Raw genomic sequence first — 25,423 nt, 5'->3', positions numbered from 1 at the left:
GGGGCTCCTTGCCCCGTGCCCCTTCCATTTCTTCGACCTCGTGTCGACCAAGGCCATGACTTCCAACACCCTCACGAGCGCCGCCGGCGCGCCCGTCGCCGACAACCAGAACTCGATGACCGCCGGCCCGCGCGGTCCGGTCATGCTGCAGGACGTATGGCTGCTCGAAAAGCTCGCCCACTTCGACCGCGAGGTCATCCCCGAGCGCCGCGTGCACGCCAAGGGCTCCGGCGCCTTCGGCACGCTCAAGGTCACGCACGACATCACGCAGTACACGAAGGCGAAGGTCTTCGCGCAGCCCGGCAAGGAAACGCCGATCTTCATGCGCTTCTCGACGGTGGCGGGCGAGCGCGGCGCGGCCGATGCCGAGCGCGACGTGCGCGGCTTCTCCATCAAGTTCTACACCGAGGAAGGCAACTGGGATGTGGTGGGCAACAACACGCCCGTGTTCTTCATCCGCGATCCGCTCAAGTTTCCCGACTTCATCCATACGCAGAAGCGCGACCCGTACACGAACCTGCGCAACAACGTTGCTGCATGGGACTTCTGGTCGCGTCATCCCGAGTCGCTGCATCAGGTCACCATTCTCATGAGCGACCGCGGCATTCCGAAAAACTACCGGCAGATGCATGGCTTCGGCTCGCATACCTACTCGTTCATCAACGCGAACCACGAGCGCTTCTGGGTGAAATTCCACTTCAAGTCGCTCAACGGCATCGAGAACTACACGAACGACGAAGCGGCGCAGGTCATTGCCGCGGACCGCGAAAGCGCGCAGCGCGACCTCGTCGAGAACATCCACCAGGGCAACTTCCCGCGCTGGGCGTTCCGCATCCAGGTGATGCCCGAGGCCGATGCGGCGAGAGCGCCATACAACCCGTTCGACATTACGAAGGTCTGGCCGCACAAGGATTACCCGCTGATCGACGTCGGCGTGATCGAACTGAACCGCAACGCACAGAACTATTTCGCTGACGTGGAGCAGGCCGCCTTCACGCCGGCCAACGTGGTGCCGGGCATCGGCTTTTCGCCGGACCGGCTGTTGCAGGGGCGTCTGTTTTCGTACGGTGACACGCAGCGCTACCGGCTCGGCGTGAATCATCACCAGATTCCGGTGAATGCGCCGAAGTGCCCGTTCCACCATTCGTTTCATCGCGACGGCGCGATGCGAACCGACGGCAACCTGGGCGGGACGATCAACTACGAGCCGAACCGTCTCGGCGACTTCGCACAGGACCGCAACGCGCAAGAACCGCCGCTCGCAGCGGGTGCCGTGGACCGGTACGACCATCGCGAAGACGGCGACTACTACAGCCAGCCGGGCGCGTTGTTCCGTCTGTTCGATGCAGGCCAGCGTGAGCGTCTGTTTGCGAACATCGCAGCGGCCATCGATGGGGCGCCGAAGGACATCGTGGAGCGTCAGATCGAGCACTTCCGCCGCGCGGACCCGGCGTATGCCGAGGGCGTGATTGCGGCAATGGCCGCGCGGGCGGAAAAAAGGAAGGCGTAAGGGTGCATCAACGTCGCCTGGATCCCCGGCAAAGCGCTGATTCATAACGCGCGTGCCGGGTAGCCAGGTTACGCTGTTCAGCGATACGCCCCGTGTCGCGATCCGGGAAGACGAAGACGTCAGCGCGGCGATTCAGGAAGCACTGAGCGACGATGGAATTCAGCTCGAACTGGCCGCGAAAATAATCGAGGTGCAGGGAAAAAACGGCGTGCGGGTTATCGTCAGACTCGCCGACGGAAGCCTCGTCGAAGGCTCTCACTTGCTCGTCGCCACCGGCCGCAAGCCTCAGACGGATGCGATCGGTCTCGAACTTGCCGGCGTCGAGAAAGACGAGCGCGGATTTATCAAGGTCGACGACAAGCTTGCAACGACGGCAGAACGCACATGGGCGATCGGCGAGGTTGCCGGTACGCCGATGTTCACGCACGCTTCGTTCGACGACTACCGCATTCTCAAGGCCGGTATCGCGCGTCAAAGGGCGAGCACCGCAAACCGCATCATTCCATATGCGCTGTTTATCGATCCAGAGCTTGCCCGTATCGGTTTGAACGAAGCCGAAGCAAAGGCGCGCGGCATCAACGTCCGGGTTGCAAGGCTCGCAATGGCGTCCGTGCCGCGAGCCCGCACAGATGGAAATACGCGGGGCTTCATGAAAGCGCTGGTGGACCCCGAAACCGACAAGATCCTCGGCTTCACCATGCTCGGCACCGGCGCGGGCGATGTGACCACGGCGGTGCAAATGGCGATGCTTGGTGGGCTTCCTTATACGGCGGTCCGAGACGCGATCATCGCCCATCCCCTTATTTCAGAAGGCCTGAACCTGCTTTTTGCAGCCCTGGCGTAAACATGGCTGCAGTCGCGCAGGCTCGGCTGGCATGTCGCGCGTTGAAGCGGACCTGCCGCTTGATCGGCTGGGCAGGCGCCGTTGGCAATGGCTGAACTTGACCGAGAGCACGAGATCCGTTCGCGGTCCACAGAGCTGACGTTGAAGTCTTCGGGCAGGTCCGGATCGCAACGTCTCGTTCCTCACACGCTTCTTATTTCGCGCTATTAAGGTAGCGCCATTCGAAGCCGTGTGGGCCCTCGTGCACCGTACCGGCCGATGTTTCCGGAAAGTGCGCGGGAAAGACGATCGCCCCCGTTTTCGCCGCATGTTCGAGCAGCGATTGTCTCGATGCTCGCGCCTGTGGCTGATCAAGGCAAAACATCGAATTCCACTCAGGACGATAGACCTGCAGCGGACTATGCATGACGTCGCCGGAGAACAACGCTGTCTGTCCTCGCGAGCGAATTTCGATGGCCATATGCCCGATGCTGTGGCCCGGCGTCGGTATAAAGCGAATGCCGTCGAGAATCTCCTCCCCTTGATCCGGCACGATGCGAGCCTGTTGGGCTTCGATGACGGGCAGTACGCTGTCCTCGAATACCATGCGCCGCGGCGCTCCTTCCGGCGTCGCGAAATAGTCGCGTTCGCGTTGACCGAATACATAGGTGGCGTTCGGAAAAACGGGGGTCCAGCGGTCGTTTTGCCAATGCGTGTTCCATCCGACGTGATCGACGTGCAAATGTGTGAGCAACACATAGTCAACTTGCTCGCGTCGGAAGCCTGCCGCTTCGAAGCGCTCGAGCACGGGGTTGTCGAGTTTGTCGAACAGCGCACTGAACGGCCGCGTCTTCCCGTTGCCGATTCCTGTATCGACGACGACTGTCAGACCGCTGATTTCGACGACCCACAAATGCGTTTTCAGCGATACCCGTCGATTCGTGAGGTCGAGGCTGGCGGTCGAACAGTGTTCTTCCAGGACTTGGCCGCTTGCGGCATCCCAGTCGGGGAACAGGACGTCGGGAGCAAGTGCAAAGGCCGTTTCGTCGACCCGGGTGATCGTTGCCTCGCCCACGAGATGGGTATTGAAGGCGCTTTTCATGGCGATGTTGGCTTGCAGTAAGTCATGGAGTCCATCAAGCAGGATTGAACATGGTGCGATCAGTAAGCAGCGAGGCGGTGCCCCGGTTGTCCTTACTATCGCCGACGATCAAGCGCCTGACCAATGCCGTTTTCTGCTGCCGGTGATGCCTCGAAGGCATCACCGGCTACGCGTTCGCCCATCGACGTGCCACGGCAGGCGAAGCCTACCTTAGCCGATCGACGAATCGATCCAGCGCCACGTTTGCCCGGTTTGCGGCGTAGCAGAATTCGAGTGGCAGCGGCACCGACAAGTCTTTCAGATCGACGAAGCGCACGCGTGCCGGTGGACGATCGCGATTCGCCGCATTCACGATCGCGGCCCCGATGCCCGCGGACACGAGCGAAAGAATGGCCGTTTCGGTGCTGGCCTCCTGTCGGATGTCGAGCGTCAGGCCGCGCTCGGCGCAGGCGGACAACAGCCGGTCATAGTACGCCGGGTAGACGCGTCGAGGAAACGCGATAAATGGAATTTCCCGGAGGTCCGTCGTCGAAACGGCGCCCGTCTTGCCGAGCGGCCACGCGTCGGGGACGGCAAGCAGGACATTCTGTTCGAGCACCGGCACGCTCGCGATGCCTTCGGGTAGCACGCCGACCCGATAGCAGAACCCGCCGTCGAGTCGTCCCGCCACAATCGCCTCGAGTTGTTCCGGCGTATTCATCGGCTGCAGTTCGAGCGCCACTTGCGGCACTGCCTGTTCGAATTCGCGCAACGCGTTGGAGACAATGCCACTCCATGCGGCGTTTTCGACGAAACCGACCCGCAAACGACCACGCGAGCCTGAAGCGATCTGGCGGGCGAGGCGATTGGCGGCGTCGACGCGGGCCAGAATCTCTCGCGCTTCGAATAAGTAGGCATCGCCCGCAGCCGTGAGCATCAGCCCGCGTGGTGTGCGTTCGAACAGCGTCGCGCCGATGGCGCGTTCGAGGTCCTGAATTTGTCGGGATATCGCCGGCTGCGTCACGTGCAGTTGCTCGGAAGCCGAGCGCACACTGCGCAATTCAGCGACAGCGATGAAATAGCGAAGATGCCGGAGTTCCATGGCGCTATGGGACCAGGACGTTTATTCCTGTCGCCAGCTACGAAACCGTTCAGCGCGAAACGGACGCGGATCCGCACAGGTCGGTGTCCCGGTCATCATCTCCGCCAGCAGCCGTCCGGTCACGGGACCCAGGGTCAAGCCATGGTGGTTGTGACCGAATGCAAACCACAGCCCGGGATGGCGTGGCGCACGCCCAATGACGGGCCGCATGTCGGGTGTGCAAGGACGCAGGCCGAGCCATGGACTCGGGTCGAGCCGCTCACCGAGACCGAAACTCGGCCGCGCGGTACGCTCCGCGCGTTCGAGCTGGATGCCAGTCGGCGTGGCGTCGCGCCGCGCGATCTCGACTCCCGTGGTGAGCCGCAAGCGACCTTCCATCGGCGCCACGACGTAACCCTGTTCCGCGTCGACGAACGGCATCGACAGGATCTGCCGGGTAGGACGATAGTGCATGTGATAACCGCGCTTCGCGCGCAAAGGAATGCGGTAGCCAAGCGGCGCGAATACACGGTCAGACCATGGACCGAGCGCCACCACGACTTCTTTTGCGCTGATCCGGCCCGACGATGTCTGAACCGTCCACGCGCCCGCTTGCGCGGTGAGCGTGGTAGCGTCGCCGATGAATACCGTCCCGCCGCCTGCTTCGAAAAGACCTGCGTAACCTTTGGTCAGTGCCCCGGGATTGACGATGCTCTTCGGGTCCTGCCAGTGCAACGCGCCGCAAAAGCCGTCCACGACGCCCGGCTCGCGCGCGGCTAGCGCTGCCGAATCCAGCACCGCGACCCGCAAGCCGTAGGCGTTTGCAGTACTCTCGGCGGCGGCCGCTTGGCGCGAAAATTCGGCTGGGGTGCGATAGGCGTCGATCCAGCCGCTGTCGCGTGCAAGATGGCCAAGTTGCGCGCGCTCGATGAGCCGATCATGTTCCGCAACGCTTTGCTGGATCAACGGCAGCATGTCGCGCGTCGCCGCCGCCAATCGCCCGGCGGACGACTCCCGCCAGAAGCGCGCCAGCCAGCTCGCAAAGTGCGGCAACGCCCGGTAGTCCCAGTACAGATCGGTCGAACGATTCCTTGCATAGCGCAGCAATGTGCCGAAATCGCGCGGAAAACCGTAGGGGACGACCGAAGAGCTTTCGATCAGACCGGCGTTACCGAAGCTGGTCTCTTCACCCGGCGCGCGCCGGTCCACGAGCGCCACGCGGCGGCCGCGATCCTGCAACTGCAGCGCCGACGATACGCCGACGATCCCGGCGCCCAGCACTATGACATCGAAATCCATAAACTCGCTTTGCTGATTCTTTCGGTACTGGACGCCAAGCTGCCACGGTTTGCGCCGCAAGCCGGCGCGAAACCTCTCGCGCCGGCTCGTGGATCCGTTACTTCGCGATGATGTCGCGGTTGAAATACTTCTGCGAAAGACTGCTCAACGTGCCGTCTTTCTTCAGCGCGTCGAGCGCGGCATCGACCTTGGCGACCAGCGCCTTGTCGGCCTTGCGCAAGCCCCAGCCGGTGCCCTCGCCGAGCGTTGCCGGATCGCTGAGCGGCTTGCCGACGATCGCATACTCGTGGCCCGCGGGCTTGCCGAGGAAACCTTCCTCGGCAGTTTGCGCTTCCTGAACGGCGGCGTCGAGGCGGCCGGCAACCAGGTCGGCGTAGACCTGATCCTGGTCCTGGTACGAGACGACCGTTACGCCCGCATTCGCCCAATGAAGTTTGAGGAAGTCCTCCTGCGACGACCCCTGCAACACGCCCACCCGTTTGCCCTGCAGACCTTTCGCGTCGGGCAACAGTCCGGAGCCGCGTCGGGCCACCATCACGATCGGCACGACATAGATCGGCTTCGTGAATTCGATCGATTGCTTGCGCTTGTCCGTGATGTTCATCGCGGAATTGATCACATCGAATTTGCGGGCTTCCAACGCGGGAATCAGTCCATCGAACGCATTTTCGACCCATACGCATTTCACGCCCAGCTTCGTGCAAACCGCATTGCCGACGTCGACGTCGAAGCCCTGCAGTTGCCCGCTCGGCGACTTGCTTTCGAACGGCGGGTAGGCTGCCTCGATGCCGAAGCGCAACGTGTCCTGAGCCTGCGCGCCGACGCTCCCAAGTGAGCCCACCAACGCAGCAGCGACGAAAAATGAAAGTTGAAGCTTCCTGAACATAAGAGGTTCCCTGTGTGTTTGGGCAACGACAATTGAGGGCATGCACGACGGACCACCGACCCGCTCCGAGACATTGCATGGGGCGGCTGACGCCCCAGCCTCACAGCAGCTCTGGATTGACAGTCTATTCTGGACAAATATAAAAGCAAGCAATTTTCAAAATAAATGTCCAGTCTGGACAGTTTGACTTAGAATCGTCTGACCGCCGAATCCCGGCAACGTTGTGGAGCGCAGTTCAATGAGCCAGTCAGAAAACGCATTGCCCCTGATCGTCGACCAGCAAGGCGTTCGCGAGGCCCTACCTCACCTCGACGTGCGCAGCGTATTGGCGCAGATGTTTAGCGCGCTCGGAAGCCACATGGCGGTGCAACCGCCGCAGACGCTGACCCTTTTTCCGCAGGGCGCGGGCGACTTCATCACGTATCTGGGCGTGATGGCGGACGCGAAAGTGTTCGGCGCGAAGCTGTCGCCATACATCGTCACGCAGGCGAAGCCGATCATTACCGCGTGGACCGCATTGATGTCGATGGAAACCGGACGACCGCTGATGTGGTGTGATTCAGGTCTACTGACGATCGAGCGCACCGCCGGGGCGACCGCACTCGCGGTAGAGCAACTCGCCGCTAATCATGCGAGCCGGCTCGCGATTGTCGGCGCGGGTGCGGTGGGACAGGCTCATTTGCGCCATCTGGCGTCGGCGCGGCCGTGGCAATCGATTCGGGTATTTTCGCCGGGGCTTGCGAACGACGCCGCAAAACGTGCGCAGATCGCGGCGCTCGATGAAAGAGTCTCCATTAGCACCAGGATCGAAGACTGTGTCGCCGACGCCGATGTCGTTGCGCTGTGTACCTCGTCGGGCACCCCGGTGCTGCAAGAGAATATGCTCGGCAAGCCAGCGCTGATCACGTCCATCAGCACCAACGTGGCGAACGCTCACGAGATTCCGCCCGCCTGGCTTGCCGACATGGACGTCTATTGCGACTACCGCGGCACCACCCCAGCCAGTGCGGGCGAGATGAAGCTGGCTTCGGAACACCATGGCTGGCGTCCCGAAGCCGTGATGGGCGATCTCGCGGAGCTCATGTGCGGCGAAGCGACCAGGCCATCCTATCGAAAGCACGCGTTTTTCCGCTCGATCGGGCTGGGTCTTGAAGACGTGGCGATTGCCTATGAGCTGTTCAAATATGTGACTGCTCGAGCGCGCATGTAAGTGGTCGATCCGCGACGCAGCGGGCGCAGTTCGAGCGGAAGTACCCGGTCGCTCATGGCAAAATGCGGGTCATTTGCGGACCCGCAATACCGCCTGTCCGAGTGGAATTTCAGAAAGCTGCAAGCAACCATTCCTATGCGAAAGCCCAAGACAACGGCCGCTCGTCGGCTACTTCTGGATCGCTACAGCCGTGTCGCCGATGGCATTGCGCTGCTGTTTTTCCCGTACGTCGAAATCGTCATTCACGACCTGCAAAGTCAAACGATCGCCTATATCGCCAATAATCTGTCGAAACGCGAACTCGGCGACGACTCCGCGTTGGAGGAGATCGATCATTCCGCGGAGTCCGGTACGGTCGGGCCGTATGAAAAGATCAATTGGGATGGGAGGCGGATGCGCTGCGTCAGCACGGTACTGTTCGACGATGCCGGTAGCGCTGTCGGCGTGATGTGCGTGAACTACAACATCGCCGTGTTCGAAGACATCAAACACGTGATCGATCGTGTGATCTCAGGCGCCGGCGTGATTAAACAGCCCGAAGAGCTGTTCAAGGACGACTGGCAGGAACGCATCAACACGTTCCTTCACGCGTGGCTCCAGGAACGTCAGTTGGCGCTGAACTCGCTGACTCGCGACCATCGTCGCGAGATCGTCGAAGCGCTATGGGCCGAAGGGGCGTTCAAGGGTAAGAGCGCTGCGAACTACGTCGCGAATGTGTTGGGCATGGGACGTGCCACCGTCTATCAGCATATTAGAGACTTGCGAGGCACGGCGGCCTGACACGGGACGAGCCGCACCGGCAGGTAGACGATGGAAGCGTTGAGCGGCCATTCCCGAGTGGGCGTTGTAGAACCGTGAGCGACCGTCGAATATCCGCAATGAGCATATAGCGCCCCTCGGCCAACGATCGGCCCAATGACCGCCAAGGCTCCGGCAACATGACTGACCCGCAAACGCTCATTGCAACTATGACCCTGACGTTCTAATGTCTAGTGAGATCATGATTGCAGGCTGCACGACAGCCATCACAGGTCAGGCGAGCGTCACATCCAGACGATAGACACTGAGACGCCGATGACAGGCGTCCCGATCGCAGCCCGAGGTGCGGCCGAGATACGGCGCAGTGCAGCGATAACGTCCACCGGGCCCTACTTCCGCTACTCCACTTCCCGCTAGCGTCGACGCAGACTCCATCAATGGACGCAAGAGAATCCCCGTCATTCACCGCGCTTCTGCCAATGGAGTCGGCACGCGTTGGCGCGAACGACCCGGGCGGCGGCCTGATTGGAATTCAGCCGACCGACACCCCAGCCCCAACGGGCCAAGGCACCCACACCTTTTCTTTCAGCGAGGACGGCGAAAACTTCCTGCTCGACGGCGAGCCTTTCCAGATCCGCAGCGCAGAGATGCATCCTGCTCGCATCCCCGCCGGCTACTGGCGGCACCGCATCTTGATGGCCAAGGCGATGGGGATGAACTGCATCGCCCTCTACGTCATGTGGAACTACCACGAAACGAGTCGGGGCATTTTCGATTTCCGCACGGGGAACCGTGACATCGAAGCATTCATCCAACTGTGTCAGCAGGAGGGGATGTGGGTGTTGCTGCGGCCGGGCCCCTATATTTGCGGCGAATGGGATCTGGGCGGCATTCCCTCGTACCTGTTGAGTTACCCGGACATCCAGCTCAGGACCGACTCCGCTCACGATCCTCGCTACATGGCGGCGGTAGCTCGTTACATCAGGGAGTTGAGCCCGCGCATCAAACCGCTGTTGGTGACTCACGGTGGACCGATTCTGATGATTCAGATCGAGAATGAATTCGGCTCCTACGCCAGCAACCCGGTCTACCTCGAAGAGATACGCCAGCTCTGGATTCAGGAAGGAGTACAAGGCCCGTTCTATACCGAAGATGGCATCAGGCAGCTTGAACAGAATCGTACGAACATCACCGGCGGCGCGATCGCATTGAGCAATGGCGATGCAGAGCAAATCGCGGCAGTCCGGCAGCGATTTCCGGCTGTTCCGGCGATGGCCGGTGAAGTGTATCCAGGGTGGCTCACCCATTGGGGCGACGAGACTTTCAAAGGTACGGCCGCGGATATTTCCGGCACGCTAGACGCGTTCATGCAATTGAAGCTGTCGTTCAACCTCTATGTCATTCACGGCGGCACCAGCTTCGGCTTCTATGCGGGCGCGAATGTGGATGCTGATTCAGGCGAATATCAACCCGACATCACCAGCTACGATTACGCGGCACCCATCAGCGAGCAAGGCGTGGCGACCTCGAAGTACATGAAGTACCGCAACATCATCGCCCGCTATCTCTCGACACCGCTGCCCGATATACCCCAACCCATTCCCACGATCGGCCGCAAAGGACGCCGTGCCTTGATGCCGGAACTTTACGCGTCCGTCTGGGACAACCTGCCTGCCGCACTTCCGGTCGCGCAAACCGTCGAGCCACGGCCATTCGAGATGTATGACCAGGCGTTTGGCTTCGCGCTGTATCGCAAGAGGCTGCAAAGATACCGCGGTGGTGTGCTGGACATCAAGGATGTGCACGATTACGCGACCGTTTTCGTCGGCGGGCAATACGCAGGCGGTGTGTCGAGAGCTTTCATGCCGAAGCATCGCGCGCAGCCGCTGAATGTCGTGCACCACGCCCCGCTTATGCTGCCGCTTGTGTCGGCGCCGCCGGATAACGACGTAGCGTTGGAGATCCTCGTCGAGGGCATGGGGCGCGTCAACTATGGCCACGCGATGCTCGACCGAAAAGGCATTCTCGAACCGGTCACGCTGAAGAGGGAGGGAGCGTCGAGCGATACGCTCACTGGGTGGGAAGTCTTCCTGTTGCCGATGGATACCGCGTTTATCGCGAACTTGCGCACTGTCTGCGCGAACCCTCGAAAGGCAGGACTGTTCTTCAAGGCGACTCTGACGCTGGATACGATCGGCGATACCTATCTCGACATGCGTCACTGGACCAAAGGTGTCGTCTGGGTCAACAAGCACAATCTCGGCCGCTACTGGAATATCGGTCCACAAGAGCGCCTGTATTGTCCCGCTCCGTGGCTGACGCTCGGTGACAACGAGGTCATCATTTTCGATCTGCATCAGATGGAAGCCAAACCGGTAGAACTCGCGCGAACGCTTTCGTAGAGAGGGCACCGGAAGCCAACACGAAGGAAATCCACGGCAACTTCGATCAACTCTCGCCACCGGCGGAAACCAGCTCCAAAGTGAGCACTTCGAAAGGCGCGAGGGAGATAGTCTGCGGCTGGTTCGCGTCCAGTACCGGCGGAACATGCAATGCATGGTCGTGCCATACGCTGCGCGTCTGGAACCGTCCCGCCGCGCCGGCGGGCAATTCCAGTTGCCGCCGCAAATCGAGCGCGAAGCGTTTCGCCCGGCTGTCGGGATTGCGCAGCGTGATGATCGCCTTTACCGGCGACCATGCGGCCCAGCCGTACACCTCGAGTCGATCCGGCGCACCGCCAATCCAGTGGCTGTCGCGCAGCACCTCGGCGTTTGCCCGGGCCCATCTGGCAGATTCGGCAAGAACGTCCCAATCGCCGTCGCCGAGCAGCGACGGCGTGATGTACAGCTCTTGTAGTTGCGTGCCGCTGCCGAAGTACGAATGCACTTCATTGGCGAAGTCCTGGCCTTGAGCGGTGTTCAACCGGTCGTTGAACTGCGCGTAGATAATGCCGTGGAGCATCAGCGAGTTGAGCGGAAACAGCGGACTCGTGACTACGACATTGCGGTAAGTCTGTGCGTCACGATAGGTGATCCAGCGTTCGCGGTTGCTGCCTACTCCGGCCAGGTCGTCATCCTTGCCGCCGCGCCAGATCGAATCAACGTAGCGTAGCCAGAACGGCGATGGATAACTGCCGACGGTGAGATTGACGAAGGTTTCGGGCCTGACCTCGCGGATGTCCTCGATCAACCGAATCGCCGCGTCCCAGTCGCTGTTGAAGCGGCTGCCCGGGGCCACCTTGTCGGCATTGCCGATGCCATCGAATTTGAACTGATTGATGCCGTGTTGTACGAGCAGTTCCATCACGGCCTCATGGAAGCGTCGGTAGTATTTCGGCCCGGACAGCGCGAAGCAACCGTCGATGATCTCGTATCCCGCGGTGCGGCCTCGCGTCACGCGTTCCTGCCGCGTCGAGCCGTAGCCGCCCCACGGCGACAGCCACACGCCGGGCGACGCCCCATAACGGGCGGCGGCGTCGCGCAGCGGCACGAATCCATGCGGAAAACCCTTGTTGAAACGCCAACTGCCGCTGTAGTCATCCCAGCCGTCATCGAACAGGAAGGAGTCGAGCTGTACGCCGCGCTTGTCGTGCAACTCGCGGCCGATGTCCTCGATCCGTTCGAGCGCTTGCTGCTGCGTGTACGGCGTGAGGTAGCCGATGTCATACCAGCCGTTGTAGTGCAGGAACGGGCGGTACGGACGGGCTCGTTCGCGTTCGAGATAGGCCGCGAAATCGCGGCGTAGCTGGCCGTCGCGAGCCACACCAGCCACCGCGGAATAGACGCAGGTCTTGCTCTTTTCCAGCGGCAAGGCCCTCGGCAGGATCAACCTGACCGTGTCGCCGCGCACCTGGCTTTCCGACAACGGATGCTCGAATCCGAGGTAGACGTTGCCCGCGACCGCGGGTGTTCCCTTGAGCTCGCCGGTGGTTTGCGCGCCGGACACCTGGGTCTCCAACAGCGAAATAGTGGCAATGTGCTCATCCATGCTGATCGCGGTGATCGCCACCTGCAAGCGCAAGTACTGCGAGCTTTCGCGTTGCTCCACGCTCCACTCCACTTGCAGGCGACCCGCTTCGTCACCGAGCATGGCGCGCACGCGTCTGCCCGCGATCCGGTCGGCCAGTCGCGACGCTTTTGGATTGGCCGTCAGCATTTCTTCGCGCAGCGGCGCAAGCAGCCTCAGATCGGCAATGCCCAGAGTGCGACCGTCGGCCGACGATAACGCAAACGGCGCGATGACCCGCAGCGTACGCGTATGTACGCGGTCGGTCAGGGCGAAATCGGCAAGACGCTGGTGCCTGACGGTCCAGTTCAAGACGATCGCCGCGTTGCCGAAAGAATACCGGTCACCGGTCGTCTGCAACACGGGCATACCCGCATGCATTGATGCAGTTTCATTGGCGTGCATCTATCAAGCCTCGGAACGAGGAGGGGCCTGATCCATAGAGTACTTCCGTCGATTCAGCAAGCGCATGAATTTTTTTAAGGTCCATTGCTCGTCGGGGCATGCGCATCACGTTCCAGAACGATCCGCGCGCGTGAGCATGCTGTCCGCCCATCCTCTCGCGCCACGGGAAACATCACTGGCGACAGGATTCGCACGGTTCGTCGCTTTCATCTCGAAACCGATCCAGCCACGGCCCAGACTGCAGACATCGAGTTCCGCTCTTCCCTGCAACGGTGGCCAGCATGTCAGCGATCATTGCGGTTCATATCGCCGCCGCAACCCTTTCTGTCATACTCGGCACAGTGGCGCTCGGGTCGGAAAAAGGGTCCGCACGCCATAAATGGCTCGGCCGTCTGTGGGCCGTAACGATGTTGGCGACGGCGCTCAGTTCATTCGACATCCGGGAGCTGGATCCAGGGCATTTTTCCTGGGTGCACGCGCTCTCGTTGCTGACGTTTGTAAGCGTCGGACGAGGCATTTGGGCGATCCGGCAAGGCAACGTGCGCGCTCACCGGCTTGCCATGCGCGGCTCGTTCATCGGGCTGATCGTAGCGGGCATCGCCGCTGTGGCCACGCCGCATCGCATCTTGAACCTGATCGTGACGGGTTGGCTCGCATGATTCCCGGTACCCGCATCAAGTTTCCCGAAGCATCTGCACGGCTGAGCATGCCGGTGAAACAGCTGCTGGCCGGGTTCGCCCGGGAGGCGGCGCTCGTCGTCATTGGGAACACATTGATTGCCGTCGCCCTGACCGCAGTCGGCATGGGCAGAAGCCTCGCAGAAAACCTCGTGTTCAGCCAGGCGATCGGGCTGTCAATCATGCTGCTGCACCAGGCGGCCCGGTTTTACCTTCATCAGAGGAACGCACTGACTGCGTCGAGACTGGCCGTGGCAACGGTGCTTGCCATCATCGCCGGGGCCGCGATCGGGCGGGGCGTCGCGAGCCTGCTGCTCGGCATTGACATGGGCAAGGCGTTTTCCCCCAAGCAGCTTGCCATCACCGGCTGGATCGCGTTGGTCGCGACATTGCTGGTCACCTGGTATGGTTGGTCGCGCGCGAGGATCGCCTGCCTCAGCGAGGAAGTCGCGCGCACGGCGTGGCAGAAGGAAGTCGCCGAAAAAGCGGCGCTGTTCGCCCGTTTGCAGGCGTTGCAGGCGCAGATCGAGCCGCATTTTCTCTTCAACACGCTCGCGACACTGGATAGCCTGATCGCGTCCGATCCGCCCCGCGCGCGTGAACTGCTCGGCAGTCTCAACCGGTTTTTGCGAGCAACGCTGGAAGCGTCGAGGGTGGAATGCGAGACCTTGGCCGTTCAGTTCGCGGTGCTCGAGTCGATGCTAGCCGTGCATGCGATGCGCCTCGGCCCGAGGCTCCAGTATTCGGTTGATCTTCCTCGCGATTGCGCGAGGCTTGCGGCGCCGCCCATGCTGTTGCAACCGCTGGTCGAAAACGCGCTGAAGCATGGCATTCAAGGGACGCTCGCGGGCGGGCGAATCGAGGTTAGAGCGAGGCGTGCCTCTGACCAGGTGGAACTGACGGTGACCGACACGGGGGGCCGGATTCGGTGCGACGCCTGCAACGCAAGGCACCGGCATCGGCCTGGCAAACGTGCGCAACCGGCTTGCCGCGCTTTATGGAGAGCGTGCTTCGCTGACCCTCATCGAAAACGTTCCGCACGGTATCGTTGCGAGCGTGCTGCTTCCAGTGTCTGACGCTGATCACCTGAATCGACTGACGGGCACCTCATGAAGCCTCACTTGCCCCGTGATGCGTCACAGCATCAGGATGGCGCACCCCGCGCGCCGGAGCTGACTCGCATCCCGGTCGCTTTGATTGCCGAGGACGAACCGCTGATCGCGGCCGCACTGCGGCGTGAGCTGGTGGCGGCATGGCCGGAGCTGCGCATCGCCGCGATTGTCGACAACGGGCACGACGCCATCGAGCAAATCGCCGCGTTGCAACCCGACGTCGCATTTCTCGATATCTCGATGCCGGGTGCCACGGGTCTCGACGTTGCTCGCGCATGTGCGAATCTCGCCGCCCCGCCGCAGATCGTGTTCGTCACCGCTTACGGCGAGTACGCGCTGGAGGCGTTTGATGCGGCGGCGATCGATTATCTCCTGAAGCCCGTCGATCCCGCGCGGCTCGCGCGCGCGGTCGACCGCTTACGGGGCCGACTTTCGCGGCCGCCAGCGGAGGCGGTGCCCGGCGCGCACGTGCAGGCGGATCTGCAGCGTCTGATCGGCCAGCTGGAGCAGATCACGCGCGCCGTGCAACTCGAGAACCGCACGCGCGACACCGAACGTAGTGCGCCGCTACGCTATCTGCGCGCCTCCAGTGGGAACGACATCCGGATGGTGCCCGTGGAGGACGTGTTGTTTTTGGAAGCTGCCGACAAATATGTGGTCGTCACGACGCGTACCGGTGAGCTGTTGATTCGCACGAGCCTCAAGGAGTTGTGCGGCCAACTGGACCCGGCGCGCTTCTGGCAGGTGCATCGGAGTACGGTGGTGAACGTCGATCAGGTGGAGAGCGCGTCGGTGAGCGCACTGGGGAAGATGACGCTCAGACTGCGCGGCCACGGCGGCACACTTGGGGTGAGCAAACAGTATGCGCATCTGTTCCGGCAGATGTGACAGGATGGGGATCGACGCCGCTGGCTGAGTGCAAGGAAAGAAGTTTTCAGCTCGCGGGGCACTGTGGGGCGCAGAGACTTGCCGAGTTTGCGCCGCACAGCCCAACGGGCCTAACTGACGAACGGCAGCTTCTCATTGCGCGCGGTTGCGAGCATCGACAGTGTGATCTTGCGCACTTCCAGCTTGCTTTGCGTGATGTGGGCGCGCAACAGGATGCCTGCTTCGCCAGACTTGCCGCGATCGATGAGGTTGAGGATCTTCGAATGCTCGTCGTAGGTCGCGCTCGTGCGATGCGCCTTGAGAAAATCGAGCCGCCGCACGATACGGATGCGCTCGGTCACCTCGTTATGCACGCGAAGCATTTCATTGTTGCCCGCGGCGCTCACGAGACCGCGATGAAAGCCCTCGTCGAGCATGAACATCGTTACCGGATCGCTTTCGCGCTCGCCCTCATCGACGCACCATATGGCCCGCAGCTTGTCCATGACGTCCTGGGGAGCGCCGGAGAGCCGCTCGATCGCCGCCAGCTCGAGCACGATGCGCAGGTCATAGATCTGGTCGAGCCGGTTGAAGTCGATCTCGCAAACTTTCCAGCCACGCCGGAATCCGACCTCGAGATAGCCCTCGCGCAGCAGTCGGAACAGCGCGTCGCGCATCGGTGTGCGAGATACGCCGTAGTGCTGGGCAATGTCGTTTTCGGAAAAGCGGTCGCCGGGAAACAGGCGAAAGCTGAAGATGTCCTGCTTGATGAGCTGATACACCTGTTCTGCAAGCGGGTTCGCGCTATAGGCCACCTTGGTGCCGGATGCTGCTGAGGCTTCGGCGGCCACTTCGGGCAAGTCGTCCATGAGTTGGCTGTAGAAAACGTCGAGAGTTTCGCGGCGCATCGCCACATGTGGGGCGACAAGGACCGGTTCCTTATTATCCGCCCTCAGACGGGCTCGATGAGGCTGACGTGGGCAGCGACGATCGCCCAGCCGCCAAAAGCGTCGTCGGGTTCGCGCAGGCGCGCCCAGGTCTGCATCTGGCGGCCCCTGAGCGGTGTTGCGTCGCTCGTGAACTCGGTGCTCACCGTAGCGTAGTCGGCGCCGAACGTCGTCACCACGGTCCGATGCAACCGCCGCGAGCGCGGTACCGGTGCGCAGGTCTGCCGCCAGCGGCGGATCGCCTCGCCACCATGCTGGATCTCGGCAATGCCATAGCGGACGGTCTCGGGCGCATCCCAGAAGAGTGCGTTCATCGTATCGACGTCGTTGTCGATAAGCGCCCACTCGTATGCCTCGAAAGCCGCTTCCACCTGCGCAACGACTTCGGGCCGGTTCAGTTCCAGCGCCATCAGACTGCCTCCAGCAGGGCGTCGAGCGGGGCGGTCCAGCCGACGATGCCGCCCTGCGAATGAATCATCGCAATCGTGGCGTCGCGAAACGCGGGAATGTAGCTCGCGGTTGCATCCTCGATCAGCAGGCACTCGTAGCCTCGATCGTTTGCTTCGCGCATGGAGGTCTGTACGCAGACCTCGGTCGTCACGCCCGCGAACACGAGATGGGTGATGCCTCGCATCGACAGCTCCTCGCCGAGCCGGGTCGCATAGAAAGCGCCTTTGCCGGGCTTGTCGACGACGAGTTCGCCGCCGAGCGGCTGCAGCGTATCGACAATGGCGTTGCCGGGCTCGCCGCGAATCAGGATCCGGCCCATCGGGCCTGCGTCGCCAATGCGCGCATTCGGCTTGCCACGCAGCCGTTTGGCTGGCGGGCAATCGCTAAGATCGGGAGCGTGCGATTCGCGCGTATGCACGAGCTGCCAGCCCGCCGAGCGCGCGTGCGCGATCAGCCGCGCGACGGTCGGCACGATGCCGGAAAGCAGCGAGACGTCGTTGCCCAGCGCTTCGCCAAAGCCGCCGGGCTCGATGAAGTCGCGTTGCATGTCGATGACGATCAGCGCCGTATGGCGCGCATCGAAAGTGAACGGAGCGGGCTTCGCCCGCGCGACGGTTGTCATCGCTTTCGTTTCCCCTTTGTATCGTCGTTCAGGCGTCGCTCAGGCGCTCGCGTGCAGCACTGCCGGCTCGGCCGTCTGCGGGCTGCCATCATCGCCATGACCCGCCATGTGACGCCCAAGCACCACGCGGTCGGCCTCGCCTGCAGCGGTCTCGTAGACGAGACGACCTTCGGCCATCACGACGATCCGGTCGGCGAGCTCCATCAGCTCGTCGAGGTCTTCACTGACGAGCAGGACAGCCGCACCGGCATCCCGTGCAGCAAGAATGCGGGCATGAATGTCCGCAACGGAGGCAAAGTCGAGTCCGAACACGGGATTCGCGACGATCAGGACGTTGACTTCCTGCCCAAGCTCGCGCGCCAGTACGGCGCGCTGCACGTTGCCGCCAGAAAGCGTGCCGATGGCGCGCTCGGGCAGCGGCGGACGCACGTTGAACTCTGCGATCAAGCGCTCGGCGCGCGAGCGCATGGCGCGACGGTCGAGCCACCATCCGCCGCGCCGCAACGGCGCGCGGTCGAAATCCCGCGACGCCATGTTCTCGGCCACGCTCATGCCCGCAACGCACGCGTTGCGCAGCGGCTCTTCGGGTAGTGCGAACACCCGCATGCGGGTCATCTCTTCACGTGTCGCTGCGTACGGTGCGCCTTCCACGCTCATCCCGCCCGACCGAATCTTGCGCTGGCCCACCAGTGCTTCGATCAGTTCCTTCTGGCCGTTGCCCGAGATGCCCGCGAGCCCGAGTATCTCTCCTGCGCGCACAGCCAGCGTTGCGTCACGCACGGCCGGGTGGCCGCGGTCGTCAACGACCGCGAGCTTCGACAGCGCGAGCCGTACCGGAGCATCCGGCGAGCACGGCCGGCGCGCAAGCCGTATCTCGCCGGCGTCTTCGGCGGCGCCCACACGCGCTTCGACGCTCGCGTCGCTGCCCATCATCCACGCGGCCAGACGGTCACGGTCGGTATCGGCAACGGCACAGGTGCCGACGAATCGCCCCTTGCGCAGCACGGTCACGCTGTCGGCGTAGGCCATCACCTCGCGGAACTTGTGCGTGATCATCAAGATCGTGAGGTCTCCGCGCGAGGCCAGCGCACGCATCAAGCCGAGCACTTCGTCGGCCTCCTGAGGGGTGAGCACGGACGTCGGCTCGTCGAGGATCAGGAAGCGTTGTTCCAGATACAGTTGCTTGAGGATTTCGAGTTTCTGTTTTTCCCCTGCCGCGAGAGATGACACCGGCGCGTCGAGTTCGAGGCGAAACGGCATGCGGCGCATGAATGCGTCGAGCGCGGCGTGCTCTGCCGGCCAGTCGATCTTCCATGGCAGCTTGCCGCGCGCGAGGAGCAGGTTCTCCTCGACGCTAAGCCCCGCCGCGAGCGTGAAATGCTGGTAGACCATGCCGATGCCGAGCGCCTGGGCATCGCGCGGGGACGCAATGTGCACCTCGCGCCCGTCGGCCCGAATCGCGCCGTGATCGAGCACGCCGTAGCCAACCAGACCCTTCACGAGCGTGCTCTTGCCCGCGCCGTTTTCTCCGAGCAGGGCGTGGACCGTTCCTGGCGCCACCTTGAGCGTGACGTCGTCGAGTGCGCGGAACGCACCGAATGATTTGCTCGCGCCGATCACCTCGACACCGAGCGCACGCATCGCGGTAGCCATGGTCATTGCTCCAGCGCGGCGACGAGCGCCGCCGAATCCGATACGGTGCCGAACACGCCGCCTTGCATCAGGACCATGTTGAGGGCGGCGTCGTGGTTGCCCTTGTCGGTGGCGCCGCAGCAATCCGCCAATAACGTGCATTCGAAACCACGGTCATTCGCCTCGCGCATCGTGGTGTGAACGCAGACATCGGTCGTGATGCCCGTGAGCACGAGATTGGCAATGCCGCGCGTGCGCAGGATCAATTCGAGATCCGTCGCGCAGAATGACCCCTTGCCCGGCTTGTCGATGACGATCTCGCCGGGCAGCGGCGCGAGTTCGTCGATGATTTCCCAGCCCGGCTCGCCGCGTACGAGAATGCGTCCACACGGTCCAACATCACCAATACCCACGCCGTTCGTGCCCGCCTGGCGGCTGCGCCAGCGCTTGTTCGCGGGCAGGTCGGACAGATCCGGGCGATGCCCTTCGCGCGTGTGGATGATCGTGAAGCCGAGCTCGCGCATCGGCGCGAGGACCCGCTTGATCGGCTCGATCGGTGCGCGGGTGAGCGCGAGGTCGTAGCCCATCTTGTCGACATAACCGCCGTAGCCGCAGAAGTCGGTCTGCATGTCGATGATGACGAGCGCCGTGTTGTCGGGGCGCAGGTTGCCGTCGTAAGGCCAGGGATAGGGGCGGGCTTCGATGTAGCGGGTCATGTTGATTCTCCGTAGGCGCGCTGTGTGAGCGTCACGCGATGCCGAGGTCGGTTGGTCGGTTGATGCTTTGCGCTCACCGCGTCAGGCTCAGCTCGCCAGGTGCGCCCGCCAGCGTTCGATCGGGACGGCAGTTGACGATCATGAGTGCGAGCGTCAGCACGTATGGGGCGGCGTTGAAGAGGTAGTAGCCGCTGGTCACGCCGATCGCCTGCAGCGCTGGACCGAGTGCTCCGGCGGCGCCGAACAGCAGCGCGGCCCACAGACAGCGCAGCGGCTGCCATCGTGCGAAGATCACGAGCGCGACGGCCATGAGACCCTGGCCGCTCGAAAGTCCTTCGTTCCAGCTTCCGGGATAGACGAGCGAGAGATAGGCGCCGCCCACACCGGCGAAGAGCCCGCCCACTGCCGTCGCGAAGACGCGCACGCGCGTGACGGGATAGCCCATCGCGCGGGCGCTCTCGGCGTTCTCGCCCACGAGCCGCAGCGTCATGCCCCAGCGCATCGAGCGCAGCCCCCACTGCAGCGCGACGGCAAGCACGACGCCGATCACGAAGAGCAGGTTCACGTGCAGCGCGTTGTGCACCTGCGGCGAGGCAGCCCACGCGCCGAGATCGATCGACGGGAGCATGGGCGCCTGCGGTTCGATGAACGGCTTGCCGAGATAAAACGCAAGGCCGGTGCCAAATAGCATGAGTGCGATGCCGAACGCGATGTCGGAGACACGCGGCAGCGAGCAGACCAGCCCATGCAGATACCCGAGCACAAGACCGGCTGCTGCCGCCGCGAGCACGCCAAGCCACGGCGAGCCGAACAGATACGAGCCGGCGTATCCGCACATGGCACCGGAGACGAGAATCCCCTCCAGGCCGAGGTTCACACGGCCGCCCTTTTCGGTAAGACATTCGCCGAGGCTCACGAACAGGTAGGGCGTACTCACGCGGATGGCTCCCGCGAAGAGCGAAAGCAGCAGCACCGCTACGGGCGAATGAAGTTCAGACATGGTGAGTACGCTCCAGCGAAACGGAAGAGGCGTCGAGCGCAGCGGCCTGCAGCCTCACGCGCCAGGCGGCGAGGCGGGGAGCCAGTGCCTCCCAGGCAAGAAGGTTCGCGAAAAGCAGGCCCTGCAGCACGAGCGTGGCGGCGTCGGGCAGGCCGAGGCGTCGTTGCAGCAGGCTGCCGCTCGCCTCGATGCCGCCGACCATCAGTGCGCACACGATCACGGCGGACGGGTTCTGCCGCGCCGCGAACGCGACCAGGATGCCCGCATAGCCGTAGCCCGAGAGCAGCGAGGCGTTCGCGCTGCCCTGTACAGCCGCCACTTCGAACATCCCGGCGAGTCCCGCCGATGCCCCTCCCAGCGCGCAGGCGGCGAGCGCAAGTTTGCCCACCGGAAGGCCGACGAGGCGCGCCGCTCGTACATTGCCGCCTGTCACCCGCATGGCAAAGCCCGGCGTGCTATGGCGGACCAGCACCCACGCGGCGAGACACGCAAGCACGCCCCAGAAGAGCCCCCAGTGCACGTCGAGACCCGGCAGCGAGCCGATGGTCATGGCGTCGGGAACGGGCAACGTCGATGGTTTGTTGAGGCTTGCGGGATCGCGCAGCGGTCCTTCGACAAAAAACTTGAAAACGGCGATGGCGATGTACGACATCAGCAGGCTGCTGATGGTCTCGTTCACGCCACGCCATTGACGCATCGCGCCCACTGCAGTGATCCACAGTCCTCCGGCGAGCATTCCGGCGATCGCCATCAGGGGCGAGGCAATGAACCAGGGCGTGGCGTGCGGCAGACACTGGGGCACGACGGCCGCCGCAAGGCCGCCGAGCGCAAGCGCGCCTTCGCCGCCGATCACGATCAGACCGACCTGAGCGGGCAGCGCGACGCACAGTGCCGTGAGCATGAGCGGCGCGGCGCGCAGCAAGGTGTTCTGCCACGCGAACGACGAACCGAAAGCCCCTTGGCCGATGAGGCCAAGGGCTTCGATGGCCGGCTGTCCCTGGACGAGCAGGAATGCGCCGAAGAGGACCAGCGTGGCTGCGACCGCGCACAGCGTCGGCAAGGCGGGCAACAGGGCAAGCAGCAGGCGCGCGAGGCCTGCGGGCAGTCTTCGCGACTGCCCGTGAGCGGGAGAAAGGGAAGCGGACATCACGACTCCTGGCGATGACGCAAGCGGTCCTCAGATCTGGCCAACCACACCGGCAACGAGGTAGTTCATGCTTTCGAGCGCGATATCGGTCTGCGCGTAGCTCGTGCCGGACGCAATGGCGCTGCCGCCCTTGTTGTCCTTCATCGGCCCCTTGAAGATCACGTAGTCGCCCGCGACCATCTTCGCCTTCACGGCGTCGGCGTTGGTGCGGGCATCCGGCGTCACCTTCGCGCCATACGGCGACATCTTCACGAAGCCTTCGCGCAGGCCGCCGCGCAGGATGTTCGGTTGTGGCTTGTTCGTCTGCGCATTGGTGGCGAGGAGCTTGTACGGCGTCGCCCAGTCCCATTCGGCGCCGGTCAGATAGCCCTTCGGCGCCAGCGCTGCCTGGCTTGCGTGGTAACCGCAGCTCATCGCGCCACGCTTTTCCGCCGTCTCGATCACGACTTTCGGACCGTCCACGTGGCAGGTGAGCACGTCGCACCCCTGATCGACGAGACTGTTCGCAGCTTCCGCTTCCTTCACCGGCATGGACCAGTCGCCCGTGAAAATCACGTGCGTCGTGATCGACGGATCCACCGACTGCGCGCCCAGCGTGAACGAGTTGATGTTGCGAAGCACCTGCGGAATAGGCTTGGCCGCGACGAAGCCGAGCTTCTTCGTTTTGCTCGCATGGCCCGCAACGACACCGTTCAGGTACTGGCATTCGTCGATGTAGCCAAAGTAGCTCGAGATGTTGCCAGGATTGCCGCTCTTCCAGAGGCCGCCGCAGTGTGCGAAGTGGACCTTTGGATATTTCGCGGCCATCTTCAGCACGTGAGGATCGAAGTAGCCAAACGAGGTCGCGAAGATGAGCGTCGCGCCGTCCTGCTCGATCATTGCTTCCATTGTCTTTTGCGCGGCGACGGTCTCGGGGACGTTCTCTTCCTCGACGACCTTCACGTTTGGCAGTTTTTTGATGACGGCTGCCGCCTGCGCCTGGGCCTGGTTGTAGCCGTAGTCGCCGCGTGAGCCGACGTAGACCACGCCGACCGTGAGCGGCTCGGCGCCGAACGCAATATCGAACGGGAATGCGTTGGCGAGGGCGAGGGCGCCTGCCCCCTTGAGAAAATCGCGACGGTTCGTCATGGTTGGACTCCTCGTGAGTTCGATTCGTTAAGTTCAGGATGGGATAGCGGTTCAGGCTTGTGCTCCGGTCGCGCTGGCGAGCCATGCGCGCCAGCCGCCGAACTCCGTAATGTCACGCGCGCCGCTGCCCGGGCTGACGGCCGAGGGCTCGCAGATAAAACCTTTGACCGTGAGTCCATCGGCTGTCTGCACGCTGCCGATGCCGAGCGGTGCGGGCACCCGCGCAACAAAAGCGCCAAAGCTGCGCAGCGGCACTTCCCACAACTCGATTTCGATGGGCTGCCCGGCCTCGTGTGGCGAGCGCACCAGCGCCGGCTTGGCCGGCGACGTGCCGGCGAGCGCATAAAGGCGGTATTGCGCGGATGTGGTGGTGGTCGCGACGAAACGCGCACCGGCTTCGAGCAGTTGCCAGCAAAGGGGCTGCCCTCGCAGATGCGCACCGGCGACGGCGAGCGTCACGGTCGGCTCCTCGAACGGTAGCGGTCTGGCGGCGATGGCGGCGGCGTCCGCCGCGACGCGCGTCGTGAAGAGCGCCTGGATCTGCGCGCCGAGCACGGCGAGCCGCTGGTCGGCGCCCGCCGGAGCGATCAGCGTCACCCCTGCCGGCAGGCCATCGGCCCGGCGCACGCCTGGCACGGCCAGCGCGCACAGATCAAGCAGATTCACGAAGTTGGTGTAGAGACCAAGCTGGCTGTTCGTGCGGATCGGGTCCGCGCGCACTTCGTCGAAAGTCGGATGCGTGGGGGCGGTCGGCACGATCAGGACATCGATTGCCTCGAACAGCGCTTCGACCTCGCGGCGCAGTGCGACGAGGGTGTACTGGCCTTTGAACGCATCGGCGGCGCTGAAGCTGTCCGCATTCGCAATGACCTCCGCGACAACTGGATCGATAGCGGCGCGATGGGTGTCGAAGAAGGTCCCCAGCGCAGCCCGCCGTTCAGCCACCCACGGGCCGTCGTACAGGAGGGCCGCGGTCCGCTGCATGGGTTCGAACGGCACGTACGCCGGCGTCAGCGCGAGGCGCGTTGCGATCGCGTCGAGCGTGGCGGCGAACGCCTGTTGCGCGTGCGCGTCCCCGAAGAAGGTCAACGGCTCTGGCACACCGAGACGCGGCACTGTATGGGCAAGCCCAAATGATGGCACGCGGCGCGCATAGTCGTCCTGATCATCGTACTTCGCCATCTGCAACAGCACTTCCCAGGCGTCGCCGACATCGTGCGCGAAGATCGATACGCAATCGAGGCTTCGGCACGCCGGTACCACGCCGCGTTTGCTCACGAGTCCAGGCGTTGGCTTCAGCCCCACGAGCTCGTTGAAGCCGGCGGGAACACGTCCGGAGCCTGCCGTGTCCGTGCCGAGTGCAAACGCGACGAGCCCGGCCGCAACCGCGACCGCCGAACCCGAACTCGATCCGCCGGAGATGTGTGCATCGGATTCGATCTGACGCACGGCGCCGTATGGTGACCGGGTGCCAACCAGGCCTGTCGCGAACTGATCGAGATTCGTCTTGCCGATCAGGATGGCGCCTGCATCGAGCAGTCGATCGACGACGAATGCCGAAGTGCGAGGCGTGTATGCGAAGGCCTCGCAGGCCGCGGTGGTCGGTATGCCGGCGACATCGATGTTGTCCTTCACTGCGAACGGTACGCCGAAAAGCGGCATGCGCTCGAAAACTGCCGCCCCCAATTGCGCGCGCGCTGCTTCGAGCGCGGCGGCGCGGCTGGCCAGATCGGCCGCACTGACGCGCGATAACCAGACTTCCGGACGACGGGAGGCCTCGGTCCGCGCGATCACCGTCTCGACGACCTGGCGGGGTGTCGTGCTGTCGCTGGCGTAGGAGTCCAGTAGGGCGCGGACCCGGAAGCGGGCATCCTGGGACATGAGTTCAATCTTGGATACAAGTTGGAGCTCAAATGAGCAGCAACTATGCCAATGACCTCGGTGTTGCCGGATGTCCTTGCCGGGCAAGGCGTTTCGAGCGGCGGGCACGCCGGGCAGGTGTCACGTCTTCACGCCGGTTGATCCGGTCTGGGTCGCAAACGTGCCCGCGCTGGTGCATGCATCCC

Annotated in this window: 21 protein-coding genes and 1 pseudogene; 8 read left to right on the top strand and 14 right to left on the bottom strand. The window is 63.2% G+C overall.

Annotation, left to right across the window (positions count from 1 at the left end; genetic code table 11):
* The first annotated feature begins 55 nt into the window (after positions 1 to 55).
* Both LJ655_RS12585 and LJ655_RS12580 read left to right on the top strand, forming a co-directional pair.
* A complete protein-coding gene (locus LJ655_RS12585) occupies positions 56 to 1,510 on the top strand; it encodes a catalase (RefSeq protein ID WP_230561577.1) in 1,455 nt (484 codons plus the stop codon).
* Between the two features lie 58 nt (positions 1,511 to 1,568).
* A pseudogene (locus tag LJ655_RS12580) lies at positions 1,569 to 2,354 on the top strand (FAD-dependent oxidoreductase); the annotation flags it as partial.
* A 193-nt stretch (positions 2,355 to 2,547) separates the two neighbouring features.
* Here the strand turns inward: LJ655_RS12580 and LJ655_RS12575 are convergent.
* The 4 genes from LJ655_RS12575 to LJ655_RS12560 all read right to left on the bottom strand — a co-directional run bounded on the left by LJ655_RS12575 (position 2,548) and on the right by LJ655_RS12560 (position 6,680).
* The gene (locus tag LJ655_RS12575) at positions 2,548 to 3,435 is read right to left on the bottom strand and encodes an MBL fold metallo-hydrolase (protein ID WP_230561576.1); all 888 of its coding nucleotides are present in this window, start codon (positions 3,433 to 3,435) and stop codon (positions 2,548 to 2,550) included.
* Positions 3,436 to 3,640: 205 nt separating this feature from the next.
* Complete coding sequence (locus LJ655_RS12570; protein ID WP_230561575.1) at positions 3,641 to 4,516, bottom strand: LysR family transcriptional regulator; 876 nt, start codon at positions 4,514 to 4,516, stop codon at positions 3,641 to 3,643.
* Between the two features lie 21 nt (positions 4,517 to 4,537).
* A complete protein-coding gene (locus LJ655_RS12565; RefSeq protein WP_230561574.1) occupies positions 4,538 to 5,794 on the bottom strand; it encodes an NAD(P)/FAD-dependent oxidoreductase in 1,257 nt (418 codons plus the stop codon).
* Between the two features lie 97 nt (positions 5,795 to 5,891).
* Positions 5,892 to 6,680 (bottom strand): ABC transporter substrate-binding protein, encoded by a 789-nt coding sequence (locus LJ655_RS12560; protein WP_230561573.1) that lies wholly within the window; start codon positions 6,678 to 6,680, stop codon positions 5,892 to 5,894.
* Positions 6,681 to 6,918: 238 nt separating this feature from the next.
* On the opposite strand from LJ655_RS12560, the gene LJ655_RS12555 reads away from it, so the two are divergent.
* From LJ655_RS12555 to LJ655_RS12545, 3 genes are all read left to right on the top strand, one after another.
* Entirely contained in the window at positions 6,919 to 7,890 is a 972-nt protein-coding gene (locus LJ655_RS12555) for an ornithine cyclodeaminase family protein (protein WP_230561572.1), read from the top strand.
* Between the two features lie 54 nt (positions 7,891 to 7,944).
* Entirely contained in the window at positions 7,945 to 8,670 is a 726-nt protein-coding gene (locus LJ655_RS12550; RefSeq protein ID WP_425605808.1) for a helix-turn-helix transcriptional regulator, read from the top strand.
* 416 nt (positions 8,671 to 9,086) lie between these two features.
* Positions 9,087 to 11,051 (top strand): beta-galactosidase, encoded by a 1,965-nt coding sequence (locus LJ655_RS12545; protein WP_230561571.1) that lies wholly within the window; start codon positions 9,087 to 9,089, stop codon positions 11,049 to 11,051.
* A gap of 46 nt (positions 11,052 to 11,097) precedes the next feature.
* Here LJ655_RS12545 and LJ655_RS12540 read toward each other — a convergent pair whose 3' ends face one another.
* Positions 11,098 to 13,023 carry an alpha-galactosidase gene (locus LJ655_RS12540; RefSeq protein WP_230561570.1) on the bottom strand — a complete coding sequence of 642 codons (1,926 nt, stop codon included), beginning with the start codon at positions 13,021 to 13,023 and terminating at the stop codon, positions 11,098 to 11,100.
* A gap of 317 nt (positions 13,024 to 13,340) precedes the next feature.
* Here LJ655_RS12540 and LJ655_RS12535 point away from each other — a divergent pair, with 317 nt between their 5' ends.
* From LJ655_RS12535 to LJ655_RS12525, 3 genes are all read left to right on the top strand, one after another.
* Positions 13,341 to 13,718, top strand: a complete 378-nt coding sequence (locus LJ655_RS12535; protein WP_230561569.1) for a DUF2306 domain-containing protein — start codon at positions 13,341 to 13,343, stop codon at positions 13,716 to 13,718.
* Positions 13,715 to 14,812 carry a sensor histidine kinase gene (locus LJ655_RS12530; protein ID WP_230561568.1) on the top strand — a complete coding sequence of 366 codons (1,098 nt, stop codon included), beginning with the start codon at positions 13,715 to 13,717 and terminating at the stop codon, positions 14,810 to 14,812. The genes LJ655_RS12535 and LJ655_RS12530 overlap by 4 nt, the downstream gene beginning before the upstream one ends.
* A gap of 96 nt (positions 14,813 to 14,908) precedes the next feature.
* Positions 14,909 to 15,736: a LytR/AlgR family response regulator transcription factor gene (locus LJ655_RS12525; RefSeq protein ID WP_425605807.1), complete on the top strand. Its 828-nt coding sequence runs from the start codon at positions 14,909 to 14,911 to the stop codon at positions 15,734 to 15,736.
* Positions 15,737 to 15,846: 110 nt separating this feature from the next.
* Here the strand turns inward: LJ655_RS12525 and LJ655_RS12520 are convergent, their stop codons facing one another.
* From LJ655_RS12520 to atzF, 9 genes are all read right to left on the bottom strand, one after another.
* On the bottom strand, positions 15,847 to 16,584 hold the full coding sequence (locus LJ655_RS12520; RefSeq protein WP_230561566.1) for a GntR family transcriptional regulator: 738 nt from the start codon (positions 16,582 to 16,584) through the stop codon (positions 15,847 to 15,849).
* 83 nt (positions 16,585 to 16,667) lie between these two features.
* The gene (gene hpxZ / locus LJ655_RS12515) at positions 16,668 to 17,072 is read right to left on the bottom strand and encodes an oxalurate catabolism protein HpxZ (RefSeq protein ID WP_230561565.1); all 405 of its coding nucleotides are present in this window, start codon (positions 17,070 to 17,072) and stop codon (positions 16,668 to 16,670) included.
* Positions 17,072 to 17,734, bottom strand: a complete 663-nt coding sequence (locus LJ655_RS12510; RefSeq protein ID WP_230561564.1) for a cysteine hydrolase family protein — start codon at positions 17,732 to 17,734, stop codon at positions 17,072 to 17,074. Before LJ655_RS12510 ends, hpxZ begins: the two co-directional genes overlap by 1 nt.
* A 39-nt stretch (positions 17,735 to 17,773) precedes the next feature.
* The gene (locus LJ655_RS12505) at positions 17,774 to 19,387 is read right to left on the bottom strand and encodes an ABC transporter ATP-binding protein (RefSeq protein WP_230561563.1); all 1,614 of its coding nucleotides are present in this window, start codon (positions 19,385 to 19,387) and stop codon (positions 17,774 to 17,776) included.
* 2 nt (positions 19,388 to 19,389) lie between these two features.
* Positions 19,390 to 20,082, bottom strand: a complete 693-nt coding sequence (biuH, locus tag LJ655_RS12500) for a biuret amidohydrolase (RefSeq protein ID WP_230561562.1) — start codon at positions 20,080 to 20,082, stop codon at positions 19,390 to 19,392.
* Positions 20,083 to 20,155: 73 nt separating this feature from the next.
* Positions 20,156 to 21,082 (bottom strand): ABC transporter permease, encoded by a 927-nt coding sequence (locus tag LJ655_RS12495; RefSeq protein ID WP_230561561.1) that lies wholly within the window; start codon positions 21,080 to 21,082, stop codon positions 20,156 to 20,158.
* Positions 21,075 to 22,229, bottom strand: coding sequence for an ABC transporter permease (locus LJ655_RS12490; RefSeq protein ID WP_230561560.1), 1,155 nt, complete (start codon positions 22,227 to 22,229; stop codon positions 21,075 to 21,077). Before LJ655_RS12490 ends, LJ655_RS12495 begins: the two co-directional genes overlap by 8 nt.
* Positions 22,230 to 22,259: 30 nt before the next feature.
* A complete protein-coding gene (locus LJ655_RS12485) occupies positions 22,260 to 23,357 on the bottom strand; it encodes a BMP family ABC transporter substrate-binding protein (RefSeq protein ID WP_230561559.1) in 1,098 nt (365 codons plus the stop codon).
* A gap of 51 nt (positions 23,358 to 23,408) precedes the next feature.
* A complete protein-coding gene (atzF, locus tag LJ655_RS12480) occupies positions 23,409 to 25,238 on the bottom strand; it encodes an allophanate hydrolase (RefSeq protein ID WP_230561558.1) in 1,830 nt (609 codons plus the stop codon).
* Between the last annotated feature and the right edge of the window lie 185 nt (positions 25,239 to 25,423).

The organism is Paraburkholderia translucens, from assembly GCF_020881035.1.
GTDB classification, from domain to species: Bacteria; Pseudomonadota; Gammaproteobacteria; order Burkholderiales; family Burkholderiaceae; genus Paraburkholderia; species Paraburkholderia translucens.
This window is presented reverse-complemented; position numbering and strand designations above follow the sequence as displayed.

Bases quoted from the DNA above. Each gene is read 5' to 3' on its own strand.
- LJ655_RS12585 (WP_230561577.1), top strand. From the start codon at position 56: ATGACTTCCAACACCCTCACGAGCGCCGCCGGCGCGCCCGTCGCCGAC.
- LJ655_RS12575 (WP_230561576.1), bottom strand. From the start codon at position 3,435: ATGAAAAGCGCCTTCAATACCCATCTCGTGGGCGAGGCAACGATCACC.
- LJ655_RS12570 (WP_230561575.1), bottom strand. From the start codon at position 4,516: ATGGAACTCCGGCATCTTCGCTATTTCATCGCTGTCGCTGAATTGCGC.
- LJ655_RS12565 (WP_230561574.1), bottom strand. From the start codon at position 5,794: ATGGATTTCGATGTCATAGTGCTGGGCGCCGGGATCGTCGGCGTATCG.
- LJ655_RS12560 (WP_230561573.1), bottom strand. From the start codon at position 6,680: ATGTTCAGGAAGCTTCAACTTTCATTTTTCGTCGCTGCTGCGTTGGTG.
- LJ655_RS12555 (WP_230561572.1), top strand. From the start codon at position 6,919: ATGAGCCAGTCAGAAAACGCATTGCCCCTGATCGTCGACCAGCAAGGC.
- LJ655_RS12550 (WP_425605808.1), top strand. From the start codon at position 7,945: ATGGCAAAATGCGGGTCATTTGCGGACCCGCAATACCGCCTGTCCGAG.
- LJ655_RS12545 (WP_230561571.1), top strand. From the start codon at position 9,087: ATGGACGCAAGAGAATCCCCGTCATTCACCGCGCTTCTGCCAATGGAG.
- LJ655_RS12540 (WP_230561570.1), bottom strand. From the start codon at position 13,023: ATGCCCGTGTTGCAGACGACCGGTGACCGGTATTCTTTCGGCAACGCG.
- LJ655_RS12535 (WP_230561569.1), top strand. From the start codon at position 13,341: ATGTCAGCGATCATTGCGGTTCATATCGCCGCCGCAACCCTTTCTGTC.
- LJ655_RS12530 (WP_230561568.1), top strand. From the start codon at position 13,715: ATGATTCCCGGTACCCGCATCAAGTTTCCCGAAGCATCTGCACGGCTG.
- LJ655_RS12520 (WP_230561566.1), bottom strand. From the start codon at position 16,584: ATGGACGACTTGCCCGAAGTGGCCGCCGAAGCCTCAGCAGCATCCGGC.
- hpxZ (WP_230561565.1), bottom strand. From the start codon at position 17,072: ATGGCGCTGGAACTGAACCGGCCCGAAGTCGTTGCGCAGGTGGAAGCG.
- LJ655_RS12510 (WP_230561564.1), bottom strand. From the start codon at position 17,734: ATGACAACCGTCGCGCGGGCGAAGCCCGCTCCGTTCACTTTCGATGCG.
- LJ655_RS12505 (WP_230561563.1), bottom strand. From the start codon at position 19,387: ATGGCTACCGCGATGCGTGCGCTCGGTGTCGAGGTGATCGGCGCGAGC.
- biuH (WP_230561562.1), bottom strand. From the start codon at position 20,082: ATGACCCGCTACATCGAAGCCCGCCCCTATCCCTGGCCTTACGACGGC.
- LJ655_RS12495 (WP_230561561.1), bottom strand. From the start codon at position 21,082: ATGTCTGAACTTCATTCGCCCGTAGCGGTGCTGCTGCTTTCGCTCTTC.
- LJ655_RS12490 (WP_230561560.1), bottom strand. From the start codon at position 22,229: ATGTCCGCTTCCCTTTCTCCCGCTCACGGGCAGTCGCGAAGACTGCCC.
- LJ655_RS12485 (WP_230561559.1), bottom strand. From the start codon at position 23,357: ATGACGAACCGTCGCGATTTTCTCAAGGGGGCAGGCGCCCTCGCCCTC.
- atzF (WP_230561558.1), bottom strand. From the start codon at position 25,238: ATGTCCCAGGATGCCCGCTTCCGGGTCCGCGCCCTACTGGACTCCTAC.